This is a genomic window from Microbacterium sp. NPDC059771 (assembly GCF_042732495.1).
Lineage (GTDB): Bacteria > Actinomycetota > Actinomycetes > Actinomycetales > Microbacteriaceae > Microbacterium > Microbacterium sufflavum.
This window is the reverse complement of sequence record NZ_JBHWHK010000001.1, coordinates 1,872,021-1,885,932: the sequence shown is the minus strand read 5'-3', so window position 1 is coordinate 1,885,932 and position 13,912 is coordinate 1,872,021. Positions and strand designations below refer to the sequence as shown.

The 13,912-nt window shown below is 70.2% G+C and carries 12 protein-coding genes; 2 read left to right on the top strand and 10 right to left on the bottom strand.

The window, feature by feature from the left end:
* Positions 1–48: 48 nt before the first annotated feature.
* From rbfA to ACFV3I_RS08890, 5 genes are all read right to left on the bottom strand, one after another.
* The gene (gene rbfA, locus ACFV3I_RS08910) at positions 49–474 is read right to left on the bottom strand and encodes a 30S ribosome-binding factor RbfA (RefSeq protein WP_136035107.1); all 426 of its coding nucleotides are present in this window, start codon (positions 472–474) and stop codon (positions 49–51) included.
* 69 nt (positions 475–543) lie between these two features.
* Positions 544–3,291 carry a translation initiation factor IF-2 gene (gene infB / locus ACFV3I_RS08905; protein ID WP_378822728.1) on the bottom strand — a complete coding sequence of 916 codons (2,748 nt, stop codon included), beginning with the start codon at positions 3,289–3,291 and terminating at the stop codon, positions 544–546.
* Between the two features lie 94 nt (positions 3,292–3,385).
* Positions 3,386–3,625, bottom strand: a complete 240-nt coding sequence (locus ACFV3I_RS08900; protein WP_240744613.1) for a YlxR family protein — start codon at positions 3,623–3,625, stop codon at positions 3,386–3,388.
* A gap of 76 nt (positions 3,626–3,701) precedes the next feature.
* The gene (gene nusA / locus ACFV3I_RS08895; protein ID WP_136032885.1) at positions 3,702–4,685 is read right to left on the bottom strand and encodes a transcription termination factor NusA; all 984 of its coding nucleotides are present in this window, start codon (positions 4,683–4,685) and stop codon (positions 3,702–3,704) included.
* A gap of 106 nt (positions 4,686–4,791) precedes the next feature.
* A complete protein-coding gene (locus ACFV3I_RS08890; protein WP_378822727.1) occupies positions 4,792–5,832 on the bottom strand; it encodes a TIGR00730 family Rossman fold protein in 1,041 nt (346 codons plus the stop codon).
* A gap of 140 nt (positions 5,833–5,972) precedes the next feature.
* Between ACFV3I_RS08890 and ACFV3I_RS08885 the strand changes: the two genes are divergently transcribed.
* The gene (locus ACFV3I_RS08885; RefSeq protein WP_136032881.1) at positions 5,973–6,473 is read left to right on the top strand and encodes a pyridoxamine 5'-phosphate oxidase family protein; all 501 of its coding nucleotides are present in this window, start codon (positions 5,973–5,975) and stop codon (positions 6,471–6,473) included.
* Between the two features lie 18 nt (positions 6,474–6,491).
* Here ACFV3I_RS08885 and ACFV3I_RS08880 read toward each other — a convergent pair whose 3' ends face one another.
* The 3 genes from ACFV3I_RS08880 to ACFV3I_RS08870 all read right to left on the bottom strand — a co-directional run bounded on the left by ACFV3I_RS08880 (position 6,492) and on the right by ACFV3I_RS08870 (position 10,246).
* Positions 6,492–8,249, bottom strand: coding sequence for a proline--tRNA ligase (locus ACFV3I_RS08880; protein WP_378822726.1), 1,758 nt, complete (start codon positions 8,247–8,249; stop codon positions 6,492–6,494).
* A 40-nt stretch (positions 8,250–8,289) separates the two neighbouring features.
* A complete protein-coding gene (locus tag ACFV3I_RS08875; RefSeq protein WP_378822724.1) occupies positions 8,290–9,060 on the bottom strand; it encodes an isocitrate lyase/phosphoenolpyruvate mutase family protein in 771 nt (256 codons plus the stop codon).
* A gap of 130 nt (positions 9,061–9,190) precedes the next feature.
* Positions 9,191–10,246: a zinc-dependent alcohol dehydrogenase family protein gene (locus tag ACFV3I_RS08870; RefSeq protein WP_136032876.1), complete on the bottom strand. Its 1,056-nt coding sequence runs from the start codon at positions 10,244–10,246 to the stop codon at positions 9,191–9,193.
* A 105-nt stretch (positions 10,247–10,351) separates the two neighbouring features.
* Here ACFV3I_RS08870 and ACFV3I_RS08865 point away from each other — a divergent pair, with 105 nt between their 5' ends.
* Positions 10,352–11,809: an RNB domain-containing ribonuclease gene (locus ACFV3I_RS08865; RefSeq protein WP_378822723.1), complete on the top strand. Its 1,458-nt coding sequence runs from the start codon at positions 10,352–10,354 to the stop codon at positions 11,807–11,809.
* Here ACFV3I_RS08865 and ACFV3I_RS08860 read toward each other — a convergent pair.
* Together ACFV3I_RS08860 and ispG are read right to left on the bottom strand one after the other, a co-directional pair.
* Complete coding sequence (locus tag ACFV3I_RS08860) at positions 11,778–12,644, bottom strand: hypothetical protein (RefSeq protein ID WP_206251393.1); 867 nt, start codon at positions 12,642–12,644, stop codon at positions 11,778–11,780. The genes ACFV3I_RS08865 and ACFV3I_RS08860 overlap by 32 nt on opposite strands.
* A gap of 50 nt (positions 12,645–12,694) precedes the next feature.
* The gene (gene ispG, locus ACFV3I_RS08855) at positions 12,695–13,846 is read right to left on the bottom strand and encodes a flavodoxin-dependent (E)-4-hydroxy-3-methylbut-2-enyl-diphosphate synthase (RefSeq protein ID WP_205812722.1); all 1,152 of its coding nucleotides are present in this window, start codon (positions 13,844–13,846) and stop codon (positions 12,695–12,697) included.
* Between the last annotated feature and the right edge of the window lie 66 nt (positions 13,847–13,912).

Sequence of the window (13,912 nt, the reverse complement as noted above, 5' to 3'; positions counted from 1 at the left end):
CCAGGTCCATCGGATGTCATCCCCGCGGACCCGAGGGTATCAAACGGATCAGTCCTCGTCGTCGACCGAGCGGTACGGGTCGGCGTCGCCGGCCGGGGAGGCAGAGGAGGCGAGCTTCGCGACCTCGGCGTCCCGCTCCTGCGCCTCACGCAGCAGCGCCGTGATGTGATCGGCGTTCTCCGGGAGCGCGTCCGGGATGAACTCGAGCGTCGGCACGAGACGCGTGCTCAGCTGTCGGCCGACCTCGCTGCGCAGCATGCCCGTCGCCGAGGTCAGGGCGGCACCGCTCGCGATGCGCTCCTCCTCCGAGCCGAGGACCGTGTAGAACACCGAGGCGTGCTGCAGGTCTCCGCTCACGCGGACATCGGTGATGGTCACGAACCCGAGCCGCGGGTCGCGCAGACCCTTCTCGAGACGCTCGGCGAGGATCACACGGATGCGGTCCGCGAGTCGTGCCTGTCGTTCGCCTGCCATAGCTCTTTCCCTTCAGAGGCCTTCGGGCGGGGACGCCTCAGCATCCCCGCCCGAAGGTGTCGAACCCGATCAGCCGCGAGGCTTCTCGACCATCTCGGTGGTCTCGATCTCGTCGCCGATCTGGATGTCGTTGTACTTGCCGAGGCCGATACCGGCTTCGTAGTCGGTGCGCACCTCGGTGACGTCGTCCTTGAACCGGCGCAGCGACTCGATGGCCAGGCCATCGGCGATGACGACGCCGTCGCGGATGACGCGGGCCTTCGCGTTGCGCGTGATCGTTCCCGACCGCACGATGACACCGGCGATGTTGCCGAACTTCGAGGAGCGGAACACCTCGCGGATCTCGGCGACACCCGACTGGACCTCTTCGTACTCCGGCTTGAGCATGCCCTTGAGCGAGCTCTCGATCTCGTCGATCGCGTTGTAGATGACGGAGTAGAAGCGGATGTCCACGCCCTCACGGGAGGCGCGCTCGCGCGCCTTCGTGTCGGGGCGGACGTTGAAGCCCACGATGATCGCGTTGTCGATCGTCGCCAGGTTCACGTCGGACTCGGTGATCGCACCGACACCGCGGTGGATGATGCGCAGCTGGACCGAGTCGTCGACCTCAATCTTGAGGAGCGACTCCTCCAGCGCCTCGACGGCACCGGAGACGTCACCCTTGATGATGAGGTTGAGCGACTCGACCTTGCCCTCTTCCAGAGCACGGGTGAAGTCCTCGAGCGAGATGCGCTTGCGGGCCTTGGCCAGCTGGGCGTTGCGCTCGACCGCTTCACGCTTCTCGGCGATCTGACGGGCCATGCGGTCTTCCTCGGTGACGATGAAGACGTCGCCGGCGCGGGGCACGGAGTTGAGTCCCTGCACCTGGACCGGGCGAGACGGCGCGGCCGCCTCGACGGTCTCGCCGTTCTCGTCGATCATCGCGCGCACGCGGCCGTAGGCGGTACCCGCCACGATCGCGTCACCGACCCGCAGGGTTCCGGACTGGATCAGCACCGTCGCGACCGAACCGCGGCCCTTGTCGAGCTTCGCCTCGATGGCGACACCGCGAGCGGCCTTGTTCGGGTTGGCGGTGAGGTCGAGACCGGCGTCCGCGGTGAGCAGCACGGCGTCCAGGAGGTCCTGGATGCCGGTGTTCGCGCGAGCCGACACGTCGACGAACATCACGTCGCCGCCGTACTCCTCGGCCACCAGACCGTATTCGGTCAGCTGCTGACGCACCTTGGCCGGGTTGGCCGCGGGCTTGTCGACCTTGTTGACCGCGACCACGATCGGCACGTTCGCCGCCTGGGCGTGGTTCAGGGCCTCCACCGTCTGCGGCATGATGCCGTCGTCGGCCGCGACCACGAGGATCGCGAGGTCGGTCACCTGGGCACCACGGGCACGCATGGCGGTGAACGCCTCGTGACCCGGGGTGTCGATGAAGGTGATGGCCCGCTCGATGCCCTCGTGCTCGGTCCAGACCTGGTACGCACCGATGTGCTGGGTGATGCCGCCGGCCTCGCCCTCGATGACGTTCGTCTGACGGATCGCGTCGAGAAGGCGCGTCTTACCGTGGTCGACGTGACCCATGACGGTGACGACCGGGGGACGGATCTCGAGGTCGTCCTCGCTCTCCTCCGCCAGCTCCTTCTCGAGGTCGAGACCGAAGCCCTCGAGGAGCTCCTTGTCCTCGTCTTCGGGCGAGACCATCTGGACCTTGTAGCCCAGCTCCTCACCCAGGACCTCGAACGTGGCCTCGTCCAGCGACTCGGTGGCCGTGGCCATCTCGCCGAGGTTGAAGAGGATCGTCACGAGCGTGCCCGGCTGCACGGTGTAGCCGGTCAGTGCCTCGATCTTGTCGGCGAAGTCCGCGATGGACGCACCGCGGCGCATGCGGATCGTCTCGCCGTTGCCGCGCGTGACGTTGACGCCGCCGACGACCGGGGCGCTCCGCATCTCGAACTCTTGCCGCTTCGCCCGCCGCGACTTGCGCTGCTTGCTCTTGCCGCCGCCCTTACCGAAGGCACCGGCCGTGCCGCCACCGGGGCCACGACCGCGACCGCCGCCGCCACCGGGACGACCGGCGAAGCCACCACCGGGACGGGGGCCCGCACCGGGACCGCCACCGGCGCCACCCGGACGACCGGGACCGCCCGTGCGCTGCTGGAACGGAGCACCGGGACGACCGCCCTGGCCGCCACGAGGCGCACCCGGACGGGGCGAACCCGGACGGGGCGCTCCGGGACGAGGAGCCCCGGGACGCGGCGCCTGCGGACGCGGGATGTTGCCGGGGGTCGGCCGCTGTCCCATGCCCTGCGCCGAGGCGAAGGGGTTGTTGCCGGGACGGGGACCGGCGGGGCGCTGCCCCATGCCCTGCGCCGACGAGAAGGGGTTGTTGCCGGGGCGCGGCGCACCGGGCTTCGGGGCGTTGCCGTCACCCGACGACGGGGCGGCCGGCGCCGGAGCGGACGGCTTGGCCGGAGCCGCGGGAGCCGGAGCCTTCTCCGCCGGAGCCTGTGCGGCGGCGGGAGCCTCGGCGGGTGCCGGAGCGGCCGGAGCCGCGGGTCCGGGCTTGGGTCCCGGCTTCGGGCCGGGGGTCGGTGCCGAGCTCTTCGCCGCGGGCTTGGGCCCGGGCTTGGCCGCCGCGGGCTCGCCGGACGCCTTGAGCGACGGGTCGGCCTCGATCGCGGCGCGCAGCTTGCGCGCCACCGGGGGCTCGACCGTCGACGACGGGCTCTTCACGAACTCGCCGAGCTCCTTGAGCTTCGCGAGGGCGACCTTGCTGTCGACGCCGAGTTCAGCGGCGATCTCATGTACGCGTGGTTTACCAGCCACAATTCTCCTGTCTGGGTCGGTCTGCCCAGACAGGGCAGACCACTAGTCGCGGACGGGTCTCATTTCGAGCCGTTCACTTTGTTTCCATAGCCGTTCAGCCTTTGGTTCTCAGCGGATGCTGTTCGATGGTCTGCGTGTCCAGAGTGGCGGACACACGGAGTGCACGTCCGAAAGCACGGCGCCGCAGGGCGGCATCCATGCATTCCTGTGTCGGATGCACCCACGCGCCTCGTCCCGGCAGGACAGCACGCTCATCGAGGACGAGGGTGTTGTTCTGGCTCACCACCCTGAGCAGGGCGGAGCGGGGAGCACGCGTGCGACAACCGACGCACATTCGTACGGGATCCATCTTACACCTGCGTTCCGTCCGCGTTCGCCCGCCCCGGGGCGTGGCGGGCCGCGGAGTCCGATCAGTCGAGGACGCTGTCCGGCTGGATGTCGATCTTCGCGCCGGTCAGCTTGGCGGCGAGGCGGGCGTTCTGCCCCTCCTTGCCGATCGCGAGGGACAACTGGTAGTCCGGCACGAGCGCCCTGACCGCCTTGGTGGAGGCGTCGAGCACGAACGAGCTCGTGACCTTCGCCGGTGACAGCGCATGGGCGACGAAGGTCGCGAGGTCGGGGTCGTGGTCGACGATGTCGATCTTCTCGCCGGACAGCTCCTCCGTGACGGCGCGTACGCGCCGCCCGAGCTCGCCGATGCACGCGCCCTTCGCGTTGATCGACGGGTCGTTCGCGCGCACGGCGATCTTCGTACGGTGACCGGCCTCCCGCGCGAGCGAGACGATCTCGACCAGTCCGGCTGCGATCTCCGGCACCTCGAGCGCGAACAGCTTGCGGACGAGGCCCGGGTGGGTGCGCGACACGGTGATCTGCGGCCCCTTGAGCCCCTTGGCGACGCTCGTGACGTACACGCGCAGACGCGAGCCGTGCGTGTACTCCTCGCCGGGCACCTGCTCCTCCGGCGGGAGGATCGCCTCGACCGAGCCGAGGTCGACGTGGATCATCCGCGGGTTGGGCCCCTGCTGGATGACGCCGGCGACGATGTCGCCCTCACGCCCCTTGAACTCGCCCAGCACGGCGTCGTCGGCGATGTCCCGGAGGCGCTGGCTGATGACCTGCTTGGCGGCGAAGGCGGCGATACGTCCGAAGTCGTCGGGGGTCGCGTCCTCCTCGCCGATGACCGCGCCCTCCTCGTCACGGACGACCTGCAGCACGGCGACGTGCCCGGTCGTACGGTCGAGCTCGACGCGGACGCCCTCGGGCGCCGCCCCCTCGGGCGACACGTGCTTGGAGTACGCGGTCAGGATCGCCTGCTCGATGATCGCGACGAGCTCGTCGAACGGGATCGCCTTCTCCTTCTCGATCCCTCGCAGCAGACTCAGTTCGATGTCCATGACGGCCTCCCTATTCAGCTCTCGTCGCGCCTGATCGCACGCGCGACATCCGTACAACGATACCGTGCGTCGGAGACCCCGGCCACGCGGCAGGGGCGGGGGCGGGTCAGGCGGTCGGGGCGGACGGCAGCGCGTTGATCGCCCCGATGAGGCGGAACAGGTTGCCGACCTGGCGCTGATCCAGGTGCAGCATCAGACGCGGCAGGTCGAGGCGATCGTCGTCGGCCGCCTCGGGCGGCAGCGGCGGCGTCCGCTCGATGCGACCGTCCGACAGCATCGAGCCGAACGCCTCGTTCAGTTCCGCCACCTCGGCCTCGGTCGGTTCCGCGCGCACCCGCAGCACCAGCGCGTCCCCCACCCAGCGCAGCGAGTCGTAGTTGCGCCAGAAGCCCGTGATCTCCGCCCTCGCCGCCTCCACCGAATCGGTGATCACGACCCGATCGAAGTCGCCCTCCGAGATCACACCCATCGGCGCGAGGTGCTCGTCGACGAAGCGACGCATCCCCTCCCAGAACGACCCGCCCTTCTCGTCGAGCAGGACGATGGGCGTCGGCTCCGCCTTACCCGTCTGCTGGAGCGTGAGGAGCTCGAACATCTCGTCCAGCGTCCCGAACCCGCCGGGAAGGCAGAGGAACCCGCTCGACTCCTTGATCAGCATCAGCTTGCGCGTGAAGAAGTACTTCATCGCGACCACCTGGTCCTGACCTGCGACGACCGCGTTGGCCTTCTCCTCGAAGGGCAGCCGGATGGAGACACCGAGCGACAGCGCGGGGCCCGCTCCCTCCGCCGCGGCTTGCATGATCCCGGGGCCGGCGCCCGTGACCACCATCCAGCCATCGCGGGCGAGCGCGGCGGCCACGTCCCGCGCCTGCACGTACAGCGGGTCGTCCTGGCGCGTGCGGGCGGAGCCGAACACCGTCACCTTCGGTACACCGCGGAACGGTGCGAACAGACGGAAGGCGTCGCGCATCTCGGCCAGCGCCGCCGAGGCGATCTTGAGGTCGAGGCGATCCGTGCCGTCCTCCCCCAGCTGCAGCGCGGTCCGGAGCATCCGCATCACCAGGCGCCGATCCGCGTGCACGCCCGCCTCGTCCAGCACGGCGTTGATCTCGGACGTGAGCGCGGGAGGAAGGGACTGTTCGGCCATGTCACCAGCGTGTCATGCTCGCACGCGATCGGGCCCCGCAACGCCGTCCGCGCGGCGGAGCACCACGCGCGGCGTCAGCACGCTCGTCCGCCCCTGTCAACGCCCCTGCGGCGGCGACCGGGCGGGGGCATCCTGGCTCCATGACCGAGATCACCGGACCTGAAGCCCTCGCCCGCGTCTCCGAGCTCGTGGAGGACATCGACATCACGATGCTCACCACCGTCGACGAGGACGGCCACCTCGTGAGCCGCCCGATGTCCACCCGGCAGATGGACGATGCGGGAGACATCTGGTTCTTCACCGCGGAGGACACCGAGAAGGTCGATGAGGCACGCCGCAACCACGACGTGGGGCTCGCGTACTGCGACTCCAAGGGCATGCGCTACGTCTCCGTCGCCGGAACCGCGGAGGTCGTGCACGACCGCGCCAAGATGGAAGAGCTCTACTCGCCGTCACTCGACATCTGGTTCGCCGACGGCCTGGAGACGCCGGGCATCGCCCTCCTGCGGGTCACCCCGCGGGTCACCGAGTTCTGGGAACCCGCCAAGGGGAAGATCGCGATGGCCGCCGGGGCGCTGAAAGCCCTCGTGACCCACGACACCCCGGACGACACCATGGATCACGGCCGCATCACCTGCTGAGCCGCGCGGTCACCGAGGTCAGCGCGACGTGAGTCGCGCGACCGCCTCCTCGATGGACAGCGCGTCACGCTCGCCGCTGCGCCGATCCCACAGCTCGACCTGTCCTTCGGCGGCACCGCGACCCACGATCAGGATGCGCGGCACACCGACGAGCTCGGCGTCGCCGAACTTGACGCCGGGCGAGACCTTCGGACGGTCGTCGTACAGGACATCGAGTCCCGCGCTCTCCAGCCGCTGCGAGATCTCCTCCGCGACGTCGAAGGCCACCTGGTCGCGGCCCGCCGCCACCACCTGGACGTCGAACGGGGAGACGGACGCGGGCCAGATCAGTCCCTTGTCGTCGTTGTTCAGCTCGGCGATGATCGCGAGGATGCGCGTGACACCGATGCCGTACGAGCCCATCGTCACCGTCACGAGCTTGCCGTTCTCGTTCAACACCTTCAGTCCCAGCGCCTCGGCGTACTTGCGACCGAGCTGGAAGACGTGGCCGATCTCCATGCCGCGCGCGAGCTCGACCGGACCGGAGCCGTCGGGCGCGGGGTCACCCGCGCGCACGTTCGCGATCTCGACGATGCCGTCGGCGGCGAAGTCGCGGCCCATCACGACGGAGTGGGCGTGCTTCTGGTCGATGTTCGCCCCGGTGATCCAGCTGGTGCCCTCGCTCACCCGCGGGTCGACGAGGTACCGGATGCCGGTGGCGGACTCCTCCCCCAGCACCGCGCCCGTGGGTGACCACGGACCGATGTAGCCCTTGACGAGCAGAGGGTTGTTCTCGAAGTCGTCCGCGGTCGCGGTCTCGACCTCGGCGGGAGCGAAGGCGACCTCGGCGCGCTTCTCGTCCACCTCGCGGTCGCCGGGGATGCCCACGATGACGAGTTCGCGGGTGCCGTCGAGGGGCTTCAGCGCGAGCACGACGTTCTTGAGCGTGTCCGCCGCCGTGTACTCGCCCTCCAGCTCACGGTTGCAGTGCGAGACGAGCGTCTCGATGGTGGGGGTGTCGGGCGAGTCGAAGATCACCGGGGTCGCGTCGGCGTCGAACGGCACGGGCGCAGGCACCTCGGTCGTGAACGCTTCCACGTTCGCCGCGTAACCACCGGCGCTGCGCACGAACGTGTCCTCGCCGACGGGGGTGGGGTGGAGGAACTCCTCACTGCGCGAGCCGCCCATCGCGCCCGCATCCGCCTGCACGATCACGTACTCGAGTCCCAGGCGCTGGAAGATCCGCTCGTAGGCGTCGCGCTGAGACTGGTAGCTCACGTCCAACCCCTCGTCCGAGGCGTCGAACGAGTAGGCGTCCTTCATCGTGAACTCGCGGCCGCGGAGAAGGCCGGCGCGGGGCCGCGCCTCGTCGCGGTACTTGTCCTGGATCTGGTAGATCGTCAGCGGCAGATCCTTGTACGACGAGTACAGGTCCTTCACGAGCAGGGTGAAGGCCTCCTCGTGCGTCGGGGCGAGCAGGTAGTCGCCCCCCTTGCGGTCCTGGAGGCGGAACAGCAGATCGCCGTATTCCTCCCAGCGACCCGTCGCCTCGTAAGCCTCCCGCGGCATCAGCGCCGGGAAGTGCACCTCCTGGGCACCCGCGGCGGCCATCTCCTCGCGGATGACCGTCTCGATCTTGGCCTTCACCCGCAGCCCGAGCGGCAGCCACGCGAAGATGCCCGCGGCCTGCGGTCGGATGTACCCGGCGCGGATCAGCAGCTTGTGACTGGCGACCTCTGCACCGGCAGGGTCTTCACGGAGTGTACGGAGGAAGAAGTTCGAGAGACGAGTGACCACGGCTCAAGTGTAGTGAGCCGTGGTCCCCCGTCCCGCCGCGTCAGTTCAGGGCGGGCAGGCCCTGCGGGACGACGCCGCCCGCGTACAGGCTATCCGCCAGCTCCTGGAGCGCCGTGAGCGCGACCCGCTGCGGCAGCGGACCGTACGAGATGCGGGCGACGCCGAGCTTCTCGTACTCCGAGGCGGCGAGCGCACCGGGGATGCCGATGACGCTCACCTTGCGCTCGCCGATGCCCTCGACGAGCTGCCGCGTCACGTTCGCGTCGAGGATCCCGGGCACGAACACGGCCGTCGCTCCCGCGTCGAGGAAAGCGCGGCCGCGCTGGATCGCATCGGCGACGCTCTCCTGGACGGGACGGTGCCCCGCGCGCACGAACGCGTCGGTGCGGGCGTTGAGCGCGAACGGCACGCCCTCCGCCTCGGCCGCCTTCACGATCGCCTCGACCGCGGCCACCGACTCGTCGAGCGGCTTCAGCCGGTCTTCGACGTTCGCCCCGACGACACCGGCGGCGATCGCGAGCCGCGTGGTCTCCCCCGCGTCGCCGTAGCCGTCGTCGAGGTCGGCGGTGACCGGGACCTGCACGGCGGCGGCGATGCGTCCCACCATGTCGATCATCAGCTCGCGCGGGGTGGAGCCGTCGTCGTAGCCGAAGGTCGCGGCGATGCCGTGTCCGGCGGTCGCGATCGCCTTCGTCTCGGGCAGAGCGGCGACCGCGCGCGCCGACACGACGTCCCACACGTTCACCACGCGGAGGATCTCCGGCGCGTCATAGAGTCCGACAAGGGTCTGAGCCTTCGCAGCAGTGGTCATGTCCCCACGCTAACGCCCGGCACGGACGCGAGGGCCGCAGTGGTGGGGATGATGTCTTGCCCGGTCGCGGGGCGCCGACGGATGCTGAGGGTCGGCATCCCCCCATGCCGACCCTCTGTCCCCTGTGCGTTCAGGCGGTGAGCACCACCTTCAGCGCCTTCGTCTCCGCGGCCCGCGCGAACGTGTCGTACGCCTGTTCGATGGCGTCCAGCGCGAAGCGGTGACTGACGAACACCGCCGGGTCGATCCGACCCTCGGCGACGAGCCGGGTGAGCATGCGCGCCGTGTCGGCGTTCACCAGGCCCGTCGTGATGGTGAGGTTCTGGATCCACAGGCGGTCGATCGGGAAGTCGACGGGTGCGCCGTGGACTCCGACGTTGGCGACGTGCCCGCCGGGGCGCACGATGTCCAGCGCCATGCCCCAGGTTGCCGGAACACCCACGGCTTCGATCGCGACGTCGACGCCGAGCCCGTCGGTCAGGGCGAGCACCTGATCGCGCCAGTCCTCGGCGCCGGCGACCACGCCGTGCGTGGCCCCGAAGAGTCTGGACTGCTCGACACGGTTCGCGTCGAGGTCGATCGCGATGATCTTGCTCGGCCCGTAGAGCTGCGCGGTCATGATCGCCGCGAGGCCCACCGGCCCGGTGCCGACGACGGCGACCACGTCGCCCGCCTTCACGCCGCCGTACTGCACCCCGATCTCGTGGCCCGTGGGAAGGATGTCGCTGAGCACGACCGCCGTCTCGGCGGAGACGCCATCCGGAAGCCGGTGCAGCGAGGTCTCGGCGAACGGGATCCGCACCAGCTCCGCCTGCGTGCCGTCGATCAGGTGCCCGAGGATCCAGCCGATCCCCGACGCCCCTTCCTCGGCTCGGCAGTGCGATGCCAGCCCGGCGGTGCAGAAGTCGCACTTCCCGCACGAGGTGATGCACGAGATGATCACGCGGTCCCCCACGGCGAGATCGGTCACGGCTCCTCCGACCTCGGTGATCACCCCGACACCCTCGTGACCGAGGATGCGCCCCTCGGTCACGGCCGGGACATCGCCCTTGAGGATGTGCAGGTCGGTGCCGCAGATGGTCGTGGCCTCGATGCGGACGATCGCGTCGGTCGGCGCCAGGATGGTCGGATCCGGAACCTCCTCCCATCGCTTCTCTCCGGCTCCGTGGTAGACGAGTGCTTTCATGGCTGTCCCTTCCGGCGTCACCCTGACGTCGTCGGTGAAATGTTACGCGCCACCACCGACAGAACGCCTCCGGAGATCGGGGCTTCTCGGCCTAGGGTGGGAGCCATGCCTCAGCGCCGGTCCCATGTCGCTCCCTCCGCCGCCCAGACCGAGCTCGCCGCCGCGCTCGCCGACCTCCGCGAAGCGCTCGACGCCCCCACCTCGTTCCCACCCGACGTGCTCGCCGAGGCCGAGCGCGCCAGCGGATCCACACCCGAGCTCGACCTGCGCGACATCCCCTTCGCGACGCTCGACCCGGCGGGCTCGCGCGACCTCGATCAGGCCTTCCACCTGGAGAAGACCTCGTCGGGGTACACCGTGCGCTACGCGATCGCGGACGTCCCCGATTTCGTCGAGCCCGGCGGGGCGGTCGATGCGGAAGCGCGTCGGCGCGGACAGACCCTGTACGCGGCGGACGGCACGATCCCGCTGCACCCTCCCGTGCTCAGCGAGGACCGCGCCTCCCTCCTCGCCGACGCCGACCGCCCCGCGCTGGTGTGGACCTTCGCGCTGGACGAGACCGGGGAGGTCGGCGACTTCCGGCTCGAACGGGCGCTCATCCGCTCCCGCGCCCAGCTCGACTACGCGACGACGCAGGCCGCCCTCGATCGCGGCGAGGGTGGACCAGCGGCGCTCCTCCCGGAGATCGGCGCCCTTCGGCTCGAGCGGGAGCGGAAGCGTGGCGGGGCCAGCCTCAACCTTCCCGACGAGGAGGTCGTGCGCGCGGAGGACGGCAGCTACGCGATCGTGCGTCGCCGTCCCCTCCCGATCGAGGAGGCAAACGCTCAGCTGTCGATCATGACGGGGATGGCGGCAGCGCAGCTGATGCTGGGTGCGGGCGTCGGCATCCTGCGCACGATGCCGGAGCCCGACGATGCCGCCTTCGAGACGTTCCGCCTGCAGACGATCGCCCTCGGTCGCCCGTGGACCGACGGCACCTATGGCGAGTTCCTGCGCGGTCTGGACAGGGACGACCCGCTGACGCTGCCCGTGCTCGAAGCCGCGTCGTCACTGTTCCGCGGCGCGGGCTATCTGGTGTTCGACGGCACGGCTCCGGACGACGCCGTCCAGGCCGCCATCGCCGCCCCCTACGCGCATGCGACCGCGCCCCTGCGGCGACTCGTCGACCGGTGGTCGCTGGCGATCTGCCTGGCGGTCTCGAGCGGCGCACCCGTACCGGCATGGGTGCGTGACTCGCTCGCCGATCTGCCAGGCCTGATGCAGGAGTCCGGTCAGCGCGCCTCCCGGCTGGCGTCCGGGACCGTCAACGCCGTGGAGGCGGCGCTGCTGACCCCGCTGGTCGGCACCGAGCTCGACGCCACCGTCGTCGAGGATCGCGGCGAGCGCGTGACCATCCAGATCGCCGAGCCCGCGGTCACGGCGAGCGCCCCCGCTCCCGTCGGCGTGAAGCCGGGCGATCGCCTCCGCGTGCGCGTGGCGCGCGCGGACATCGCGAAGGGCGAGGTGGAGTTCGAGGGCGTCGCCGAAGAGTTCAGGCCGCGGGAGTCGCGGTCGTCGTCATGACGAGCAGCTGAGGATCCGACAGGTCCAACGCCACCCGGATCGCGACGAACTCGTCGAGCGAGTGCGCGTGGGTGCCCCCGCACAGGATCACGGCCTCGCCCTCCGGCAGCTCGCAGTGCCAGCGGCGACGGTCCACGATCGTCGGACCCTCGGTCTCGACGCGGCTCGCGGCGGCGGACTCGACCCACGCCTCGAGCTGTGCGTTGATCCGCTGTTCGCGGTCGGCGAGGGTCGACGCGAAGGTCTCGGTGTCGAAGCCCGCGCGGCGCAGGCTCTTGCCCAGGCGGTACTCGTCGACGGCGCCATCCGCGTGGATGCGGCTCGTCTGGTTGGCGCGCCCCTCGAAGTCGGGGGTGCCGAGGGCGTCGGCGCCCGGGTCCTTGCGCCACAGGTCGGCGACCGCGAGGTCGAGGGCGAGGGACGCGAGATGACAGGCGGTGTGCCCGCGGCTCAGGCCAGCGCGACGGTCTGCATCGACGTCCAGCCGCGCGGCGACCCCGGGCACCAGGGCCGCCGGGGCGTCGCCCGTGAGGCGGTGGCCGACCAGCCAGGTCCACCCTTCCGCCCCGCGCTTGACGGGGATGTCGGCACCCACCGCGAACGTGCCGTCGTCGGACACGGCCGCCATGACGGCCTCTGCCACGGCCACGGAGGAGCCGTCGACCGTGAGGGTCCCGGCATCACCCGGCTGGTCGGGCCAGGTGTGGTCGACGGGGTGGAACGGGGTCTCGTCCACCACGACCACCACGCCCTCCGGCGTCCTCTCGACGTGGGTGACGACGCCCTCTCCACTCGTGGAGCCGGTGGCGAAGGTCACGACGGTGGGCGAGGACATGCTTCTCCTGTGCGGTACGGCGGGGATGGCGATCGGGGTGCGGACGACGGTCAGGCCGTGACGACCTGCGCGGTGCCGAGCGGTGCGTCCGGGCCCATCTCGGCGGCGATGCGGTTCGCCTCCTCGATCAGCGTCGCGACGATGTCCTCTTCGGGCACGGTCTTGATGACCTCGCCCTTCACGAAGATCTGCCCCTTGCCGTTGCCGGAGGCGACGCCCAGGTCGGCCTCGCGGGCCTCACCGGGACCGTTCACGACGCACCCCATGACGGCGACACGCAGCGGCACCGTCATGTCCTTGAGACCCTCGGTCACGTCTTCCGCGAGCGTGTACACGTCGACCTGTGCGCGACCGCACGACGGGCACGACACGATCTCGAGCTTGCGCTCCCGCAGGTTCAGCGACTGCAGGATCTGGTGGCCGACCTTCACCTCTTCGGCGGGCGGCGCCGACAGCGACACGCGGATGGTGTCGCCGATGCCCTCACCGAGCAGGATGCCGAAGGCCGTCGCGCTCTTGATCGTGCCCTGGAACGCCGGCCCGGCCTCGGTCACGCCGAGGTGCAGGGGCCAGTCGCCCCGCTCGGCCAGGAGGCGGTACGCCTTGACCATGACGACCGGGTCGTTGTGCTTGACGGAGATCTTGAAATCGTGGAAGTCGTGCTCCTCGAACAGGGACGCCTCCCAGACCGCGCTCTCGACGAGCGCCTCGGGCGTGGCCTTGCCGTACTTCTCCAGCAGGCGGCGGTCGAGGGACCCGGCGTTCACGCCGATCCGCAGCGAGACACCCGCGTCCTGCGCCGCCTTGGCGATCGCGCCCACCTGGTCGTCGAACTTCCGGATGTTGCCCGGGTTCACCCGCACGGCCGCGCAGCCCGCATCGATCGCCTGGAACACGTACTTCGGCTGGAAGTGGATGTCGGCGATCACCGGGATCTGGCTCTTCTTCGCGATGATGTGCAGCACGTCGGCGTCGTCCTGGGACGGCACGGCGACGCGCACGATCTCGCACCCGGAGGCGGTGAGCTCGGCGATCTGCTGCAGGGTCCCGTTGATGTCGGTCGTCTTGGTGGTCGTCATCGACTGCACGCTGACGGGGGCGTCGCCGCCCACGAGCACCTTGCCGACCTTGATCTGGCGGGACTTGCGGCGCGGGGCGAGGACTTCGGGGATGCGAGGCATCCCAAGGTTCACAGCTGGCACCCCCTCAGCCTACGCCGCCCGGATGCACGCGGGCTGGATGCGCGGCCCGTCATCCGCCCGGGTCGC

Excerpts from the sequence above, each read along its gene's own strand:
- ACFV3I_RS08860 (WP_206251393.1), bottom strand. The coding sequence starts at position 12,644 with ATGTCCTCGCCCACCGTCGTGACCTTCGCCACCGGCTCCACGAGTGGA.
- ACFV3I_RS08890 (WP_378822727.1), bottom strand. The coding sequence starts at position 5,832 with ATGGCCGAACAGTCCCTTCCTCCCGCGCTCACGTCCGAGATCAACGCC.
- ACFV3I_RS08875 (WP_378822724.1), bottom strand. The coding sequence starts at position 9,060 with ATGACCACTGCTGCGAAGGCTCAGACCCTTGTCGGACTCTATGACGCG.
- ACFV3I_RS08870 (WP_136032876.1), bottom strand. The coding sequence starts at position 10,246 with ATGAAAGCACTCGTCTACCACGGAGCCGGAGAGAAGCGATGGGAGGAG.
- ACFV3I_RS08865 (WP_378822723.1), top strand. The coding sequence starts at position 10,352 with ATGCCTCAGCGCCGGTCCCATGTCGCTCCCTCCGCCGCCCAGACCGAG.
- ACFV3I_RS08885 (WP_136032881.1), top strand. The coding sequence starts at position 5,973 with ATGACCGAGATCACCGGACCTGAAGCCCTCGCCCGCGTCTCCGAGCTC.
- ACFV3I_RS08900 (WP_240744613.1), bottom strand. The coding sequence starts at position 3,625 with ATGTGCGTCGGTTGTCGCACGCGTGCTCCCCGCTCCGCCCTGCTCAGG.
- rbfA (WP_136035107.1), bottom strand. The coding sequence starts at position 474 with ATGGCAGGCGAACGACAGGCACGACTCGCGGACCGCATCCGTGTGATC.
- nusA (WP_136032885.1), bottom strand. The coding sequence starts at position 4,685 with ATGGACATCGAACTGAGTCTGCTGCGAGGGATCGAGAAGGAGAAGGCG.